Consider the following 16,129-nt stretch of genomic DNA (forward strand, 5'->3'; position numbering starts at 1 on the left):
CCGCTCCGATGTCGTCGGCTGCGGGTTCACTCGATATCCCTCACGATGAGCGCCGGCACGTCGAGTGTATCGACGACCTCCGAGAGGACGTCACCGATGATACGCTCGCGCAGCGAGGGCTCCGTCTCGCCGAGGACGACCAGGTCGTAGTCCGCGCCGACGGCGACGATGTCGGTGCCCGGCTCGCCCCCCTCCGAGAGTCGCCAGTCGAGGCGGTCGCGGTCGACCCCGTACGCTTCGAGACGGTCGATAGCGCCCATGAGCAGCAGTTCTCCCTGACTCGGGTCGCCGTCGTCGCCGACCGAGTGGAACAGTGTGGCCGTCTCCTCGCCCGCCAGCAACAGGTCGGCGACGACTGTGAGGATCCGGTCGAGGTTCACGTCCCCGCGGAGCGGGACGAGGATGCGATCGACGACTGCCGAACGGCCGCTGGTCAGTACCGCGTCACAGTCGTACTCGTCCGCGATGCGGTCGATGGTCGCCTCGCGGTCGTGCGTGAACACGAGGACGGTTGGGGGGTCGCCGTGTTCGGCGGCGATCCCGTCGAGCCGGGTCTCGGCCTCGGCGTGGTGCTGGTCTCTGATCAGCGCCGGTTCGGCCTGATCCGGGACCGGGAAGTACCCGAGGAGGACCACCTCGACGGTACCGAGCTGATCGAGGGTGTCGAGGCCTGGCGGCTCGGTGTCCGAGATATCGACCGGGATCAGGACCGTCAGGTCGCCGAGAGGGGTCATCGTGACCCACGCCCCCCCGTCTGGATCGGTTCGATCTCTCGCGGTATGTCTCTGTTCCCTGATGTTTGCATCGGTGGGCTCTCCGAACGCGCTCTAGTCGCCGTGGACGGGCCCGCCGGCCAGTGCGGTGACGAACACGTGTTCGAGTTCGTGAACTATCTGATTAAGTGTTACCACGGCACAGTTGCGTCACTCGCTCGCTCCGCCCCTGGAGAGAAGGGTCCGCGCCGGGCTACGCGTCGTCTTCGTCGAGAACGACCGGTTGCGTCCAGGCCCCTGCGCCGTCAGCCCGCTCCTTTGGCCCGGATGACCGGTCGGCCGACGTCTCGCTGGTCGTCCTGGTTCTCGTGGGTGTGTCTCCGGATTCAGGACTGGCGACGGATCGCGTCCGCTTCGGGCCGAGTACTGCGATCCCCTGGCTCTCACCGGTCACCATGACACAACTCCACACATAGCTCTCGGTGCCGGTATATAGCGATACGTACCGGTCGTACGCGGCTATAGGGGCACTGTCGACTCATACTCGAAAGTACCCCTATTATAAACGAGTTTAATAATCCTTCCCCCTGTCTCAGGTGATGGCGCACGATTCAGACCGGCTGTCAGACCGGATCTCGCGGCGGAAGTTCATCGCAACGACAGGTGCAACCGGTATCGCGGCTGTGGCCGGTTGTTCGAGTGGCTCCAGTTCCAGCGACGGTGGCTCGGGCTCGGACGGCGAAAGTTCCGATGGCTCCAGCTCCGACGGCTCCAGCTCCGAGGACACCCCGACGGAGACCGAGGCCCAGGAGAACGAACAGAGCATGAGCGGCGGCGTCTCGCCGCTGACGTCCGGTGGCTCCTCGACGGTCTACCCCGTCTCCAACACCGCGTCCTCGTACTGGAACGCCAACCGGCCGGCCTCCGACAGCGAGTACTGGCCGTACGCGGAGTACGGTATCGAGACGGACAAGGCCCTCGCCGACTACTGGGCGGGCCTCTACGGCTTCGAGGCCGGCGAGAACGGCAACCCGCCGTACAACGTGACCGTCGCGCTGTCCCACTCCGGGACCGGCGTCGAGAAGGTCATGAACGGCCAGCACGACATCGGTAACTCCTCCGGGAACGTCGAGGACGAACTCCCGGACCGCGACTCCTACGAGAGCTTCGTCGACCACGTCGTCGCAGTCGACGGCCAGCCGCTGGTCGTCTCCCAGGAGATCGCCGACGCCGGCCTCGAGCAGATCACCGGCCAGCAGCTGAAGGACCTCTACAAGGGCCGCATCAGCAACTGGCAGGAGATCGACAGCAGCCTGCCGGACAAGGAGGTCCAGGTCCTGGGTCGTGTCAAGGGCTCCGGTACCCGCACCTCCTTCGTGTCCAACGTCTTCGGCAACCCCGAGGAGGACACCACGGTCGCCAACCGCTTCGGTCAGAACCAGCGCCTCGCACAGGCGATTGCGCAGGCCGACAACGCGATCAGCTACCTCGCGCTCGCGTTCATCAACACGGACGGCCTCTCTCCCGTCGCCCTCGAATGGGAGGGGACGACCTACGCCTACCAGGACGACCAGAACGGGCTGGACTCCAAGGCCTACCCGCTCTCGCGTGACCTGCACATGTACACGTGGGACGGCACCTCGAAGAAGGAGGCCGCCTTCATCAACATGATGCTGCACGACTTCGGGCAGGATCTGTTCGTCGCGCCGAACAACTACTTCATGCTCGGCGAGCGGCGCCGGAAAGAGCAGCGGGGTAAGCTCCCCGACCAGACGCCGGTCTAAGCGGCTCGCCGTTTTCGACCGCGAGCAGGTGTTTGAAACTTCGATACACGACGTTCACAGGACGCTTTTCGTACAACCACAATGTTAGAAGACGCACAGGTCGACGCGCGCGAACTACTCCTGGGTGGGGACGCCACAGAGGGATCGCTGCTTGCGGTCGGGTCCTCGGCCGCGATGCTGGTCGCGACCATCCTCGTGTTCCTGTTCAGGCCCGCACTCGCGCTGCCGGTGTTGACGGCGTTCGTCATCGTGACGGCCATCGGCTGGGTGACGTATCAGGCGGAAATCGCACGGATGCTGACGCTGATCGCGACGGTGCTGACGGTGTTGACGGTGACGTTCATCACCATCTTCCTGTTCGCGACGGCGATGCCCGCGTTCCTCGAACACGGGCTGGGACTGCTCCTTGTCCCGATCCAGGAGGGCGAGGTCCGCTGGTTCTTCGGCCTCCAGCGGGTCCTGCCGGCCGACGCGACGTTCTGGAACCCGCTCAGCGGGGCCTACTCGCTGATCCCGGCTATCTGGGGGACTGTCATCGTCACGCTCATCGCGGGCGCCATCGCCGGCCCGCTCGGACTGTTCGGCGCGCTGTTCATCGCCGAAGTCGCGAGTGACGGCCTCCGGGAGGTCATCAAACCCGGTGTCGAGGTGCTGGCTGGTATCCCCTCGATCGTCTACGGGTTCATCGGCTTCCAGGTGCTCAACGGCTTCGTCCAGACGTCGTTCCTGGACGACGGGGCGAGCTTCCTCATCGCGGGCGTGGTCGTCGGCGTGATGGCGCTGCCGACGGTCGTCTCGGTCGGCGAGGACGCCCTCTCGTCGGTGCCGGACTCGATGGGTGACGGCTCTATCGCGATGGGGGCGACGAAGTGGCAGACGATGAAGTCCATCTCGATCCCCGCCGCGTTCTCGGGCATCTCGGCGGGGGTCATCCTCGGACTCGGGCGTGCGATCGGCGAGACGATGGCCGTGGCGGCGATCATGGCCGCCGGTGTCGGACTGGCCGACCCGCTGTTCGACGTCTTCGACGCCAGCGCGACGCTGACGAGTCTGATCGCGGTCAACTACGGCAGCGCGTCGGAGAGTACCGTCGACGTCCTGTTCGTCGCCGGCGTGATGCTGTTCGTCATCGTCGCCGGGATGAGCGTCGTCTCGCAGTACATCGAGCGGCGGATGCAGGAGAAACTCAGGGGGCAACAATGAGCGACGCATACGCGAGCGAGAACAGACTGGTCAGTGCGGAGTCGAACTACTACGACCGCGGGCTCGATACCGTCATCGCGACCAGCGTGGTGGCGTTCGCGGTCGCGATGATCACCCTGATCGACCTCGTTCCCCTCGACGCCAGCGGTGCGGCACTGGGCGAGTTCGTCGGCCTCCTGCTGGCGGTCGTCGTCGGCGGCGTCGGGCTGGCAGGAGTCGCCTCCTGGACGAACGTCGTCCCCGTGACCTCCCGACGGGTCCGGGGTATCGCGCTCGGACTCGTGGTGAGCACGCTGGGACTGACCGTCGTCGCGTACGCGGTCCCGGTCTCGCTGGCGACGCTGCTGGGCGGCGTGCTCGTCCTCGAAGCGGTGGCCATCGCGGCCGCCGGCGTCGTCTCCCGGATGGCGCTCGTCGACACGGAACCGAACATGAGCGCCGGCCTCCTCGCCGGGGGCGCGTTCGGGAGCATCGGCCTCGCTATCGGAGCGGTGCTTGGCGGGACACTGGTCGGCTTCGACTCGCTGGCCTGGCTGGTCGTCGCAGTCGTCGCGGGCGGCCTGCTGACTGCACTCACGATCCTCCCACGCGAGGACCTCGGGTCGACTGTCCCGACGGCGGTCGTCGTCGGCACACTCGGACTCACCATCGCGACGGCCGCCATCGGCGTCGGCTGGCAGTGGAACCCCGAGTCCCTCTCGGGTGGGTTCACCGGCGGTGCCGTCATCCCCGTCTTCGTCCTCTTTGGCTCGATTCTCTCGGCGTGGGCGGCCGCGAAGTGTCGCGCGGGCTTCGGTGCCCGCGGCCGGGAGTACGGCGCCTTCCTCGTCATCAACCTCAACGCCTTCCTGATGGTCGCCGTGATGGTGACCATCGTCGTCTTCGTGACGCTCAAGGGCGTCGCGTACGCGCTCCACGGGTTCACGATCGGCGCGCTGGCGGCGCTGGTCGCGATCACGCCGCTCGTCGTCCTGGCGCTCGCCGTCTCGCGGACGCCCGCCGGGACGAGTGACTGGCACGGCGGCGCCCGCCAGTTCGTCCGACTGCTTCCGATCGGTGCGGTCGGCTCACTGGTCGCGGTGCTGGGAACCGTGGCGCTGACCGGCAACGCGCTGACGCTCCCCTTCAGTTATACCGTCCTGGTCAACCGCCAGGAACGGCCACTGGAGACGGCCATCTCGGTGACGTCCGAACCAGTTGTCGGTGCCCTCGTGCTCGTCGCGCCGGCGCTGCTCCTGTTCGTCTACTTCTTCCGGCAGTTCGGGAACCTCCGGAACGTCGGCACGACGGTCACTGCCGTCGAGCAGGTCCGTCAGGCCCTCCCGCTGGCCGTGGCGGGCGTCCTCGGACTCCTCGTCCTGTTCGTCGTCGGTGGCCCGTCGCCACTGGGCCTCCCGCTTGGCGGGACGGTCGGACTCGCGGTCGTCTTCCTGGGTGCGCTCGCAACCGGGGCGCTCGCTTTGGCACCCCTCGTGGGGAGCATCCGGGGCGCGGGTTCGCTGGCCGACCGGGCCATCGACAGCGCGCCGCTGTTCACCGTCGGCGTCTTCGGCAGTCTGGCGCTCCTGACGGTGGTCCTGTTCCTCCAGCCCGCCGCCACCATCGCACCGAGCGTCGGCCCCGCCAACGTCGTCCCCGCAATCGCGTTGCTGGGCGTCGTCGTCTCGTTGGCGGCCGCGGCGCTGACGGCGTACGCCCGCCGCACCACCGACGACCCCCTCCAGCAGCGACTGCTGGCCGAGGAGACGACCCTCGGACTGACCGCGGCGGCTGGCCACGCTGCCCTGCTCGGACTGCACGTCGCCGCGACCGGTATCCCGTTCACCGTGCTCGGGCTCTCTGTCGCCAACGCCGGGTCGCTGTCGTTCCCGATGGCGATGCAGGCGTATATCCCACTCGGCGCCGAGCCGGGTGGGATCTTCCCGGCCATCGTCGGCACGGTGTGGCTCGTCGTCGGCGCGACCCTGTTCGCGGTTCCGCTGGGCGTCGGCGCCGCCGTCTTCCTCACCGAGTACGCCGAACAGGGGACGTTCACCGCCGTCGTCGAGGTCGCGACGAATGCCCTCTGGAGCACGCCCAGCATCGTCTTCGGGCTGTTCGGAGCCGCGTTCCTCATCCCGCGGCTGGGTGGCGACGAGTCGCTGCTGGCCGGGATGCTCGTGCTCGGGTTCATGCTCCTCCCGCTGGTGTTGATCACCTCGCGGGAGGCCATCAAGGCCGTCCCGACCGAGTACCGCGACGCCAGCGCGGCGCTGGGGGTCACCCGCTGGGAGACCATCCGAAGTGTGGTCCTCCCGGCCGCGATGCCCGGCGTCATCACCGGGGTCATCCTCGGTGTCGGCCGCATCGCCGGCGAGACCGCCCCGCTGATCCTGGTGCTGGGCTCGACGCTCAACGCGACCGAGGCCGTCAGCGTGCTGGAGGGCTTCCGCTTCGTCGCCCAGCCGCCGTTCGTGGTCAACGATCAACTGATGTCGGCGTCGGCGTCCCTGCCGACCCAGGTCTGGGCAGTCATCGCCGCCGGCGTCAGTGGCTCCCCCTCGATGGGGTGGGCGACCGCGTTCATCCTGCTGATGGTCGTCCTGACGTTCTACGCCGTCGGAATCACCGCGCGAACCTACTTCCGGAGGAAACTGAACTATGAGTAACTCAGCTACCGACACACAGCGTACCGACACCGAGACAGCTACCACGACGACCGCCGGCGAGAGCCAGGAGGAGATCCGCCCCGAGTGGACCGACTACCAGTTCGAGGGCCGATCGAAGCTCTCGGTGGAGAACCTCGACGTCTGGTACGGCGACGACCACGCCCTGAAGGACGTCTCGATGGAGATCCCCGAGAACAGCGTCACGGCGCTGATCGGCCCCTCCGGCTGTGGGAAGTCGACGTATCTGCGGTGTCTCAACCGTATGAACGACCGCATCAAGGCCGCCCGCATCGATGGGTCGGTCGAACTGGAGGGTACGGAGATCTACGATCCCAACGCGAACCTCGTCGAACTGCGCAAACGCATCGGGATGGTCTTCCAGTCACCAAACCCCTTCCCGAAGTCGATCCGGGAGAACATCTCGTACGGCCCGCGCAAGCACGGCGACATCAACAAGGGGCTGCTGGCCCGCCTGTTCGGCCGTGACGACACCGAGCAGGAGGCCGAACTCGTCGAGCGCTCGCTGCGCCAGGCGGCCCTCTGGGAGGAGGTTTCGGACCGACTGGACGACAACGCGCTGGGGCTCTCGGGTGGCCAGCAACAGCGGCTCTGTATCGCCCGCTGTCTGGCCGTCGACCCCGAGGTCATCCTGATGGACGAGCCCGCCTCCGCACTCGACCCCATCGCGACCTCCAAGATCGAGGATCTGGTCGAGGAGCTCTCGAAGGAGTACACCGTCGTCATCGTTACCCACAACATGCAGCAGGCGGCCCGCATCTCCGACCAGACGGCGGTGTTCCTCACCGGCGGCGAACTCGTCGAGTACGACGACACGGACAAGATCTTCGAGAACCCCGAGAGCCAGCGCGTGGAGGACTACATCACCGGGAAGTTCGGCTGAGGATGTCTAGGGAGTCGTACCAGGAGCTCCTCGCAGAGCTCAGGGAGGCAGTGGTCGAGATGGGCGAGCTGGTCGTCGAGCGTCTCGAGATGGCGCTCCGGAGTCTCCGCACCGGCGACGCGGAGCTGGCCCACACAGTCGTCGACGGTGACAGCGAGATCAACCAGCGCTATCTGTCCCTCGAAGAGGACTGTATCGACCTCTTCGCCCTCCAGCAGCCCGTCGCGAGCGACCTCCGGTTCGTGGCGACCTCGTTCAAGGTTATCACCGACCTCGAACGGATCGGCGACCTGGCGACGAACCTCGCCAACTACGGGCTGGCGGCGACGGCCGAGGTGGTACCCGAGGTCGCTATCGACGATATCGGCCGGGACACGACGGCGCTCGTCGAACGGGCCCTGGACGCGTACCGGACCGACGACGTCGACGCCTGTCGGGCAATCGCGGCCGACGACGACGACATCGACGCGCTCTGTCAACACGCCAGCGAGACGGTCGTCCGCGACCTCATCGAACGGGAGGCCCGCGAGGACGACCCCTGGTCTACCGAGCAGGTGCTGGACGATGTCTCGCGGGTGTTACTGACCATCCGGGACCTCGAACGGATCGGCGACCACGCGGTCAACATCGCCGCACGGACGCTGTACATGGTCGATTCCAGCACGGAACTCATCTACTGACATGGAGACACGCAAGATACAGCAGGTCGGTGGCGGAACGTACACCGTGTCGCTCCCGAAGGAGTGGGCCGACCAGGCCGACGTCTCGGCCGGTACCGTCGTAGACCTCCACACGCACATCGACGGCCTGCTCGTCATCCAGGCCGGTGACTGCGAGCACGACGCGACCGGGCCTATCGAGATCAAGATCCCGCCCGCGGACGGCGACGCGGTCGAACAGACCCTCCGAGCAGCCTACGCCGCCGGCGCCCAGGAGATCTGTCTCACGGCCTCTCAGGGTTTCTCCGACGAGCAGCGGCGTGTCGTCGACAGGGTAGCACGGAACCTGACCGGCGTCGCCGTCGCCGAGGAGACGGCCACGGAGATGACCGTCCGGACGATGCTCGACGCGTCGGAGGTCTCCATCGCCCAGTCGGTCCGACAGCTCCAGTTCGTGGCGCTGTCGATGCACCGTGACGCGGGCGCCGCATTGACTGGCACCGGCGGGGTCGACCAGCCCGCCGACCGCGACGATCAGGCCGACCGGCTCTACGCGATGATCGAGCGCCACTTCGAGCGCGGGCTCTCCCGGCTCGACGAGGTGGACGCGCTCGGGCTCACCCGACCCGAACTGTTCCAGCTGTGGGCGACGGCCCGCGAACTCGAACGCGTGGCGGACCACGCCGAACGCATCGCTCGGGTGGCCGCACGGCTCGAAGCGCCCGTCTCCGGGGACCTCGCCGACGACCTCGACGACATCGCACACACCGCACAGACAGTCGTCGAGGACGCGGTCCGCGTGGTCATCGACGACGCCGGTGTCGACACGGCCCGACAGGTGCTGACCGCCCGCGACCGGGTCCGCAGCGACGTGGCCGATCTCGACCGCCGCCTGTTCGAGGCCCCCGAGAGCGACTATCGGCTCACTCACGTCCTCGATAGCCTCAAGCGCACCGCCGAACACGGTGGCAACGTCGCCGAACTGGGCCTCAGGATGGCGGTCCGGGAGGGGACGCTCGCGCCCGCGGCCGACCCCGCTGACGCCAGTGGCTGATCTGTCGCCGCTCGCACGTAGCCGATTTATGTCTGCGGTCGCCTACGAGTGACAATGACCGTCCGACACGACGGCCTCACCGTCGAGTGGCTGGGGTACGCGACGATCCGCCTGGCCGGGGACGACACCGTCGTCTACATGGATCCGGGCCGCTACGGCGTCCTGACGGGTGACTGGGAGCCCTTCGAGGAGGGTGTCGGCCACCCGCCGGCACAGGACTACCAGGCCCAGGACGGCGACATCGTCTGTGTCACACACGTCCACCACTACGACCCCGAGGCCATCGAGCGGGTCGCGGCCGACGACGCGACTATCGTCGCCTTCGAAGGTATCGAAGGTCGTGACGTCGAGCGGGACCTGCAACCACTGGCGGACCTGCCCTACGAGGTCCGCGAGGTCGGGATGACCGACCAGCTCGCCGTCGGCGAGACGGACATCTGGACGACGCCCGCGTACAACGAACCGGACGGCCCGCACACGCGTCCGGACGGGACGCCCTACCACCCCGAGGGCTTCGGCTGTGGCTTCCTGGCCGTCGTCGAAGGAACTCACTGCTTCTGGCCGGGTGACACCGACGTGCTCCCGGGCCACCGGACCGTCGAGACATCGCTGTTCTGTCCGCCCATCGGCCAGCGGTTCACGATGGACCGGACGGAGGCTGCCGCACTCGCCGCGACCATCGACCCTGACCTCGTGCTGCCGGTCCACTACAACACCTTCTCGACGCTTTCGGCGGATTCGCGGGCCTTCGCGGCCGACGTGGCGGCCGCCGGCGTCCCGGTCGTCCTCGACGAACAGTGAACCCAAACCGTTTGCCGCCGGCTCGTCCACATCCGGTGTGCCCTACGTCGACCTCACACAGCCGATCGAGACCGGCATGCCGACCTACCCTGGCGACCCGCCGGTGAGCGTGACGGCCCACGCGACACACGATGCCGACGGCTACCGCGTCAGTGCGCTCTCGTGTGGGAGCCACACCGGCACGCACGTCGACGCCCCAAGCCACACCGAGCCCGACGGCCGGACGCTCGACGGGTTCGACGTCGACCGGTTCGTCTTCGACGCCGTCGTCACGGACTGTCGCGGGCGCGCGCCCCGGAGCGCCATCGGTCCCGACACGCTGCCGGCGACCGACGCCGACCTCCTGGTCGTCCGGACCGGCTGGGACCGGTACTGGGGCGAGTCCGAGTACGTCGAGCATCCGTATCTCACGCCCGCCGCCGCCGCGTTCTGTCGCGAGCAGGGGTACGACCTCGCGGTCGACGCGCTCAACCCCGATCCGACGCCGACCGACCAGGCCGGCCCAGACGAACCCGAGGGTGTCCCCGTCCACCACACGCTGCTGGGTGCCGGGCACGTCATCGTCGAGAACCTCACGAACCTCGACGAGGTGCCCGAGCGGTTCGAGTTGCACGCCCAGCCGCTGAAACTCGACGGCGACGGCGCACCGGTCCGTGCGGTCGCCCGGTACGAGTGACCCTCTCTCCTCGGACCGAGCCCGCCACCTTCTACGACTCTTCGTCCCACTCGCGCCACTCTCTGTGGGCGGCGGCGACCGCCCCGACTTCGGCGGTGTCCAGCCGTCCCTGTTCGGTCAGGACGGCCGTCACCGCGCCGGCCGGCGTCACGTCGAAGGTCGGGTTGGCGATGGCGACGCTCGCGGCGCCGTCGTAGACCTCCGCGGCGTCTCTGGGTTCCAGGTCGTAGTCGGCCGTCGCCGCGACCTTGTCGCTGGCGGCGACGACGAACACCTCGCAGTCGGCGGCGGCCGCCGCCAGCGCCGCCCCACGGGTCCCGACCTTGTTGACGACGCGCCCGTCGGGCAGGATTCGGTCGGCGCCGACGACCACCGCCTCGGCGTCCCAGTCGTCGAGTTCGAACGCCAGCGCGGCATCTGTGGTCAGCGTCACGTCCGTCACGGCTGCCAGTGCCTCCGCCACGTCGATCCCCTCCCGCCCCGGTCGAGATTCGGCGATCAGAACCGCTTCGGGGGCTGCCTCGTGGACGACCTCGCTGACGGTTCCCGACCGCGAGAGCGTCGCGATCCGGTCGGGCAGCGTCTCGGCGGCCGCGCTAGCTGCGTCCCGGTCGACGGCACAGCCCTGCTCGACGGCTCGCCTCGCTGCCGACTCGACGGTCTGTGGGGTGTGGCCGTCGCTCGCGGCCAGCATCGTTCGGTTGACCCGGTTCGCGACGACGGCCATCGACGGGCGAGCGTCCCGGAGCGACCTGGCCAGGGCCGCGAGACCCTCCCAGTCGTCGCTCGCGCGCTCGGCCCGCTCGTCGGCCCCGCGGCGCCCCTCGACGACCAGCGCGGCCTCGTCACGCAGCACCTCCAGCGCGCGCAGCGAGAGCCACGACGAGCCGTGTGTGCGGTCCGCTTCGACCGTCGCCACACGCGGACGCACCCGGTCGTAGGCGGTCCACAACCGTGGGACCGTCTCCCGGCGGAGGATCTCCGGCGGGTGGACCCACGCCGTCCCGGTCGTCTCCGCGTTGGCGCTGACCGCCCGTGACTCGCAGTCGAACAGGAACGGGTGGACCAGCCAGTCGCCCTCGTCGTCTGTCACCTGGAACGGGTCGCCGGACCGGACCAGCGTGACTGCCCGATCGAGCCCGGTCTCCTCGGCGATCTCCTCGCGTGCGGCCGTCTCGGGGTCTCGCTCGGGGTCGATCGGCTCTTCGTCGTCGGCAGCGACGTGGCCGGCGACCCCGCCCCACCGGCCGGTGTAGGAACCGACCGCGTCGCTCCGGCGCAACAGGAGTACCTCGCCGTCGTTGCGGAGGAAGACGGTGACGACCGGACGCGTTGGCATACCGGGGCCGACGGCCGCGCGGACAATGAGCCTGGGGGCTACAGCGCGTCGAGCAGTCGGTCGACGTCGTTGGCGGTGTTGAACGTGTGGACGGAGGCCCGGACCGCGTTCTCGGGGTGGGGAAGCGACCGGACGACGACGCCTGCCTCGCGCAGTCGCTGGACGGTCGCATCCGGGTCTTCGGCGGTGAACGTCACCAGTCCCGATTCGTAGCGTTCGGGGCTCAACAGCCGGTCGCCTAGGCCGGCCTTCAGACGGTCGGTCAGGCGCTCGACGCGACTCTCGACGGTCCCGTAGCCGATGTCCTCGATGGTCTCGATGGCTTCGGCCAGCGCGACGTAGGGCGCGGGCGTGGTCGTCCCGACCTCGAACCGCCGGGCGCCCTCGTGGTACCGGTACTCGCTGGCGGCCGGGTCCTCGACGCTCCGGTAGCCGATGCGGGTCTGGCGCAGACGGTCGTGAGCGTCGGGGTGGACGTACAGCATTCCGGCGCCCCAGATGCCCAGCAACCACTTGTGGCCCGCCGCCGCGACGAAGTCCGCGCCCCACTCGGTGACGTCGACGGGGTGCTGGCCGACGGACTGGACCGCGTCGACGAGCACCTGTGCGCCGGCGTCGTGGGCGATATCTGTGACCTCCGCGACCGGCAATCGCGTCCCGTGGGTCCAGGTGAGCGAACTGAGGACGACCAGCCGCGCATCCTCGACGGCGTCTTTCAGGGCGTCCATCTCGATTCGTCCCTGGTTCGTGGGGACGACCCGGACCTCGACGTCGTGGGTGTCGGCCAGGCGGTCCCACGGGAGCGTCCCCGCTGGATGTTCGAGGTCGGTCCGGACGACGACGTCACCCGGCTGGAAGTCGATGGCGCCGGCGACGAGGTTGATTCCGTCGGCGGTGCTGCGTGTGAACGCGACGTCCTCTGGTGGGGCTCCCAGCAACCTCGCCGCCACCTCGCGGGCGGCGTCGATGGCGCCGAAGCCGACCTCGTAGGGGCCCTCGCCACCGTGGGCCTGGAAGGCGTGGCGTTCCAGGAACTCGGTCGCCGCCGCGACGACGTGGCGCGGGCTCGGACCGCTCGCGCCCGTGTTGAAGTACGTACACTGCTCCAGCGCGGGGATCGACGCGCGAAGCTCGGCAGGATCCATATTCGATCCACGAGCGCCGGCGTCTTGATACTGCAGGCTATCCCTTCGTGACGGATGTTACCACCTCGGGGTGGCAACAATCGTCACGTGCGTATCGCCGGTAGTATGAATCCTGCGTGCTACAGCACGCTCCCGACGGCGCCGCCGACCAGCACGCCGGCCAGTGCGACCGCGAGCATCCCGCCGGCGTATAGCGCTGCGGCCCTGGGCTCGCCGTTCTCGGCAAGCTGGACCGTCTCGACGGCGAACGACGAGAACGTGGTGAACGCGCCACAGAACCCAGTCCCGGCGGCCACCACTGTCGCATCGTCGACCGGCGCGGTCACGAGCAGGCCCAGGAGGACGCTGCCCAGGACGTTCACGGTGAGCGTGTCGACCAGATCGCGTTCCAGCGTTCGCGTGAGTGTGTAGCGGGCCAGCGCTCCCGTTGCCCCGCCGACCCCGATCAGGAGGAATGGATTCACGACACCCTCCCTGCGAGCGACTGCCCGCCGACGACCGCGAGGAATCCGAGTCCGTAGTTGGCGGCGACGTTCAGCAGTGCGATCTCCGGGCCCAGCCCGCTCGTCTGGACGGCGAACGTGCTGTAGGTGGTCAGCGACGACAGGAACCCCGTACTGACCAGCAGGCGGACACGGGTCGTCAGCACCCGCCGGGCGCCCGCGTCGTAGACGACTGCCCCGAGCAGGAAGCTCCCGACGACGTTCGCGACGAGTGTCCCGGTGACCGGGTCGCTCAGGACGGCGACGCCCGGCGTCGCCACAGTGATGCCGTGCCGGAGCGCGGCGCCGAGGAACCCCCCCGTAGCGACGAGCGCGAGCGGCCCGGCCCACTCGTCGCGGAACTCGCTCATTGCCGGGGAGAACCGGTCTATCTACTCGTGCGTTGCGGTTCGTGTTCGGCATCCCCTCTTAGCCGCCCGTCGGCCGACACACGGGGCGTCGCTCCGCCGTGTGGCGTCCGGCGCTCGCGTATCCGGACGTGGTGGACCGACTCGGTGGTGTCGTCGACGACGAGGGCTTCGCCGGGGGCGCCGGGAAGCCGGGACGCGAGTTCGCCGTCGAGGTAGGTCGGCCGGGCCGCGGCCAGCGCGTCGATGTCCGCCCGGCAGGTCAGTCGGTGTGTCAGGTGCAGATCCGCCTGCGAGACGGCCGCGTCGGGGAGCGCGCTCGGGCGTTGGGTCGCCAGTACCAGACTCACGCCCGGCTGTCGGCCGCGGGTGACGAGTCGCCGGAGCGGCCCGCTGGCCACGCCGTCGACGAACGCGTGTGCCTCGTCGACCAGTAGCCAGGGGAACCGACCGGTCCGCTCGGCGAGTCGGTTCTCGTACAGCACTGTCGCGACGGCAGCGAGGACGGCACCGGCCGGCCGTTGATCGAGACCGGCGAGGTCGAGGATAGTTACCGAGCCACGGCAGAGTTTCGCCCCGTCGAGCCCGTCCGGGTCGAAGATATCCCAGTCGGCGGCGAGTGCGAGGTGGTTCGCCGCCGCGCGACGCGTCTCGCGGTCCGCGTCGGCGTCCTCGACCCACAGCCGCATCGCCGCGAGCGTCTCCTGCTCGGCGGCGGCCTGCCAGACGAGCGCTCCTGGCCCGCAATCGGGCGTGACACCGAGCAGCGTACACCACTCGCGCGGGCCGAGCGCCGCCGCGCGAACCTGTGGTTCGACGACCGTCGCGTCGATGTCGGCGCCGTCCAATCCGGTGAACGCGTCCATCGGGTCGGCGACGACCGGTGCGAGGCCGTCGGCGCTGGCCAGCGCCTCGGTCAGGACGCCGAGCGTGTACGTCTTGCCCGTCCCGCGCTTGCCGACGACCAGCCCGACGTGTGGCCCGTCGAGATCCAGTTCTACGGGCGCACCGCGGCTCCCGTCGCGTGCCCGGTAGTGACCCAGTTGCGCTGTCGGCCCGCCCCCGCCGTCGCGTCCGATGACGACCATACCGGGCCTGGATCCGCCTTCGTTCTTGAACCTTCGTGCCAGGGTTCAAGTACCAATCCGGGACCAGGCCGGCCCATGTTCGAAGCCCTGTGGCAGGACGAACGTGGTATCGAAGGATTGCCGATCCGACTGGTCATCGCGCTGGTCGTCGGCGTCGCCTGTATGAGCGTCATGATGAGTACGATCTCCGGCATCGAGACGCTTCAGGTGACCGAGGTCGACGTCCAGCCGGCGCCGGAGGTCACGACGCCCGGGAGCAACACCGTCTCGGTGACGGTCGTCGACCCCGAGGGGTCGCCGGTCGCCAACGCGACGGTCGTCGCCAAGAGCGGGACGGCGACCCTCTCGTCGGTCCAGACCGCACAGACGAACGCGAGCGGGGTGGCGTCACTGTCTCTGTCGCCGTCGCTCGGGCCGAACCAGGACGAGGGGACGGTGGTATTCGACGTGAAACCGCCCGCAGGAAGCAGCTATCAGGACAACCGGGCCAACACGGATCTGCTGGTAGTCCGGTCCTAGTCCCAGTCGATCCATTCGTGTTCCCAGCCAGGACGGGTCTCGGCGGCCTTCCGGGCCCGCTCGCGGTCCTCCCGCTGGGTGCGGTTGCGCTCGACGGTGTCGGCCTGTTCGCCCTCGACGAGCATCGGGCGGAACGCGACGCTACCGAGCCGTTCGCTCTCGCCGTCCGCGTCGACGGTCGCCAGCGTCTGCTCGCCGGCGCCCAGCGGCATCACGAGTTTCCCGTCGGGGGCGAGTTGCTCGACCAGCGCGCGTGGTGGCCTCACTGCGGCCGCTTCGAGGAGGATCCGGTCGTAGGGGGCGTACTCCGGGAGGCCGTCGGCGCCGTTCCGGCGGTCGACGAGTACGGCGTCGTAGCCCGCCGTCCGGAGGTTCGACCGCGCCTCGATGACCAGTCGCCGGGTGATGTCGACCGCTTGCACGTTCGCGGCGCCGACGTGCTCGGCCAGCACCGCAGCGGTGTAGCCGATGCCGGCGCCGACGACGAGGACGTCGTCGTCGGTGTCTGGAGCGAGCGCCTCCAGCAGGCGGGCAGCGGTGCTGGGCGAGAGCACGCGGGTCCCCATGACCTCGAACGGCCGGTCGGAATAGGCCTGCTCCTCGGGGACGAACGCCTCGCGCGGGACAGCCCGCATCGCCGTCGACAGCCACGCGCTCTGGACGACACCCTTGCTGTCGTGTTGGAGGCTGTCGACCATGTCGTCCCGCAGCACCGCGGTGTCCATATCTGTGGGTTCGCGTGGAGCTAT

General features: G+C 68.8%; 17 protein-coding genes. 9 read left to right on the top strand and 8 right to left on the bottom strand.

Going from position 1 to position 16,129, the window contains the following annotated elements; all coding sequences use genetic code 11:
• Window positions 1–26: 26 nt before the first annotated feature.
• Together Hhyl2_RS14445 and Hhyl2_RS14450 are read right to left on the bottom strand one after the other, a co-directional pair.
• A complete protein-coding gene (locus Hhyl2_RS14445; RefSeq protein WP_483551470.1) occupies window positions 27–734 on the bottom strand; it encodes a hypothetical protein in 708 nt (235 codons plus the stop codon).
• A 232-nt stretch (window positions 735–966) separates the two neighbouring features.
• Entirely contained in the window at window positions 967–1,170 is a 204-nt protein-coding gene (locus Hhyl2_RS14450; protein ID WP_483551471.1) for a hypothetical protein, read from the bottom strand.
• A 142-nt stretch (window positions 1,171–1,312) separates the two neighbouring features.
• Here Hhyl2_RS14450 and Hhyl2_RS14455 point away from each other — a divergent pair, with 142 nt between their 5' ends.
• The 8 genes from Hhyl2_RS14455 to Hhyl2_RS14490 all read left to right on the top strand — a co-directional run bounded on the left by Hhyl2_RS14455 (window position 1,313) and on the right by Hhyl2_RS14490 (window position 10,439).
• Window positions 1,313–2,497 carry a PstS family phosphate ABC transporter substrate-binding protein gene (locus Hhyl2_RS14455; protein ID WP_483551472.1) on the top strand — a complete coding sequence of 395 codons (1,185 nt, stop codon included), beginning with the start codon at window positions 1,313–1,315 and terminating at the stop codon, window positions 2,495–2,497.
• Between the two features lie 81 nt (window positions 2,498–2,578).
• A complete protein-coding gene (gene pstC, locus Hhyl2_RS14460; protein WP_483551473.1) occupies window positions 2,579–3,700 on the top strand; it encodes a phosphate ABC transporter permease subunit PstC in 1,122 nt (373 codons plus the stop codon).
• Window positions 3,697–6,348 (top strand): phosphate ABC transporter permease PstA, encoded by a 2,652-nt coding sequence (pstA, locus tag Hhyl2_RS14465; protein ID WP_483551474.1) that lies wholly within the window; start codon window positions 3,697–3,699, stop codon window positions 6,346–6,348. Before pstC ends, pstA begins: the two co-directional genes overlap by 4 nt.
• A complete protein-coding gene (gene pstB / locus Hhyl2_RS14470; RefSeq protein WP_483551475.1) occupies window positions 6,341–7,249 on the top strand; it encodes a phosphate ABC transporter ATP-binding protein PstB in 909 nt (302 codons plus the stop codon). Before pstA ends, pstB begins: the two co-directional genes overlap by 8 nt.
• 2 nt (window positions 7,250–7,251) lie before the next feature.
• Complete coding sequence (phoU, locus tag Hhyl2_RS14475) at window positions 7,252–7,929, top strand: phosphate signaling complex protein PhoU (protein ID WP_483551476.1); 678 nt, start codon at window positions 7,252–7,254, stop codon at window positions 7,927–7,929.
• Window position 7,930: 1 nt separating this feature from the next.
• Window positions 7,931–8,962: a PhoU domain-containing protein gene (locus Hhyl2_RS14480; RefSeq protein ID WP_483551477.1), complete on the top strand. Its 1,032-nt coding sequence runs from the start codon at window positions 7,931–7,933 to the stop codon at window positions 8,960–8,962.
• 54 nt (window positions 8,963–9,016) lie between these two features.
• Window positions 9,017–9,763 carry an MBL fold metallo-hydrolase gene (locus tag Hhyl2_RS14485; RefSeq protein ID WP_483551478.1) on the top strand — a complete coding sequence of 249 codons (747 nt, stop codon included), beginning with the start codon at window positions 9,017–9,019 and terminating at the stop codon, window positions 9,761–9,763.
• Between the two features lie 37 nt (window positions 9,764–9,800).
• Window positions 9,801–10,439 carry a cyclase family protein gene (locus Hhyl2_RS14490; RefSeq protein ID WP_483551479.1) on the top strand — a complete coding sequence of 213 codons (639 nt, stop codon included), beginning with the start codon at window positions 9,801–9,803 and terminating at the stop codon, window positions 10,437–10,439.
• Between the two features lie 31 nt (window positions 10,440–10,470).
• Here Hhyl2_RS14490 and Hhyl2_RS14495 read toward each other — a convergent pair whose 3' ends face one another.
• From Hhyl2_RS14495 to Hhyl2_RS14515, 5 genes are all read right to left on the bottom strand, one after another.
• Window positions 10,471–11,778: an eIF2B alpha/beta/delta subunit family protein gene (locus Hhyl2_RS14495; RefSeq protein WP_483551480.1), complete on the bottom strand. Its 1,308-nt coding sequence runs from the start codon at window positions 11,776–11,778 to the stop codon at window positions 10,471–10,473.
• Between the two features lie 38 nt (window positions 11,779–11,816).
• The gene (locus Hhyl2_RS14500; protein ID WP_483551481.1) at window positions 11,817–12,923 is read right to left on the bottom strand and encodes an aminotransferase class V-fold PLP-dependent enzyme; all 1,107 of its coding nucleotides are present in this window, start codon (window positions 12,921–12,923) and stop codon (window positions 11,817–11,819) included.
• A gap of 119 nt (window positions 12,924–13,042) precedes the next feature.
• Complete coding sequence (locus Hhyl2_RS14505; protein WP_483551482.1) at window positions 13,043–13,387, bottom strand: fluoride efflux transporter FluC; 345 nt, start codon at window positions 13,385–13,387, stop codon at window positions 13,043–13,045.
• Complete coding sequence (locus tag Hhyl2_RS14510) at window positions 13,384–13,776, bottom strand: fluoride efflux transporter FluC (RefSeq protein ID WP_483551483.1); 393 nt, start codon at window positions 13,774–13,776, stop codon at window positions 13,384–13,386. The genes Hhyl2_RS14505 and Hhyl2_RS14510 overlap by 4 nt, the downstream gene beginning before the upstream one ends.
• 17 nt (window positions 13,777–13,793) lie before the next feature.
• On the bottom strand, window positions 13,794–14,861 hold the full coding sequence (locus Hhyl2_RS14515) for an ATP-binding protein (RefSeq protein ID WP_483551484.1): 1,068 nt from the start codon (window positions 14,859–14,861) through the stop codon (window positions 13,794–13,796).
• 75 nt (window positions 14,862–14,936) lie between these two features.
• Here Hhyl2_RS14515 and Hhyl2_RS14520 point away from each other — a divergent pair, with 75 nt between their 5' ends.
• Window positions 14,937–15,380 (top strand): Ig-like domain-containing protein, encoded by a 444-nt coding sequence (locus tag Hhyl2_RS14520; protein ID WP_483551485.1) that lies wholly within the window; start codon window positions 14,937–14,939, stop codon window positions 15,378–15,380.
• Here the strand turns inward: Hhyl2_RS14520 and Hhyl2_RS14525 are convergent.
• Window positions 15,377–16,105 carry a protein-L-isoaspartate O-methyltransferase family protein gene (locus Hhyl2_RS14525; RefSeq protein WP_483551486.1) on the bottom strand — a complete coding sequence of 243 codons (729 nt, stop codon included), beginning with the start codon at window positions 16,103–16,105 and terminating at the stop codon, window positions 15,377–15,379. The genes Hhyl2_RS14520 and Hhyl2_RS14525 overlap by 4 nt on opposite strands.
• Window positions 16,106–16,129 lie beyond the last annotated feature (24 nt).

It is taken from the genome of Haloarcula sp. H-hyl2 (assembly GCF_056934385.1).

Bases quoted from the DNA above. Each gene is read 5' to 3' on its own strand.
- Hhyl2_RS14455 (WP_483551472.1), top strand. From the start codon at position 1,313: ATGGCGCACGATTCAGACCGGCTGTCAGACCGGATCTCGCGGCGGAAG.
- Hhyl2_RS14495 (WP_483551480.1), bottom strand. From the start codon at position 11,778: ATGCCAACGCGTCCGGTCGTCACCGTCTTCCTCCGCAACGACGGCGAG.
- pstA (WP_483551474.1), top strand. From the start codon at position 3,697: ATGAGCGACGCATACGCGAGCGAGAACAGACTGGTCAGTGCGGAGTCG.
- pstB (WP_483551475.1), top strand. From the start codon at position 6,341: ATGAGTAACTCAGCTACCGACACACAGCGTACCGACACCGAGACAGCT.
- Hhyl2_RS14515 (WP_483551484.1), bottom strand. From the start codon at position 14,861: ATGGTCGTCATCGGACGCGACGGCGGGGGCGGGCCGACAGCGCAACTG.
- Hhyl2_RS14525 (WP_483551486.1), bottom strand. From the start codon at position 16,105: ATGGACACCGCGGTGCTGCGGGACGACATGGTCGACAGCCTCCAACAC.
- Hhyl2_RS14500 (WP_483551481.1), bottom strand. From the start codon at position 12,923: ATGGATCCTGCCGAGCTTCGCGCGTCGATCCCCGCGCTGGAGCAGTGT.
- Hhyl2_RS14520 (WP_483551485.1), top strand. From the start codon at position 14,937: ATGTTCGAAGCCCTGTGGCAGGACGAACGTGGTATCGAAGGATTGCCG.
- phoU (WP_483551476.1), top strand. From the start codon at position 7,252: ATGTCTAGGGAGTCGTACCAGGAGCTCCTCGCAGAGCTCAGGGAGGCA.
- pstC (WP_483551473.1), top strand. From the start codon at position 2,579: ATGTTAGAAGACGCACAGGTCGACGCGCGCGAACTACTCCTGGGTGGG.
- Hhyl2_RS14485 (WP_483551478.1), top strand. From the start codon at position 9,017: ATGACCGTCCGACACGACGGCCTCACCGTCGAGTGGCTGGGGTACGCG.
- Hhyl2_RS14450 (WP_483551471.1), bottom strand. From the start codon at position 1,170: ATGGTGACCGGTGAGAGCCAGGGGATCGCAGTACTCGGCCCGAAGCGG.
- Hhyl2_RS14480 (WP_483551477.1), top strand. From the start codon at position 7,931: ATGGAGACACGCAAGATACAGCAGGTCGGTGGCGGAACGTACACCGTG.
- Hhyl2_RS14510 (WP_483551483.1), bottom strand. From the start codon at position 13,776: ATGAGCGAGTTCCGCGACGAGTGGGCCGGGCCGCTCGCGCTCGTCGCT.
- Hhyl2_RS14445 (WP_483551470.1), bottom strand. From the start codon at position 734: ATGACCCCTCTCGGCGACCTGACGGTCCTGATCCCGGTCGATATCTCG.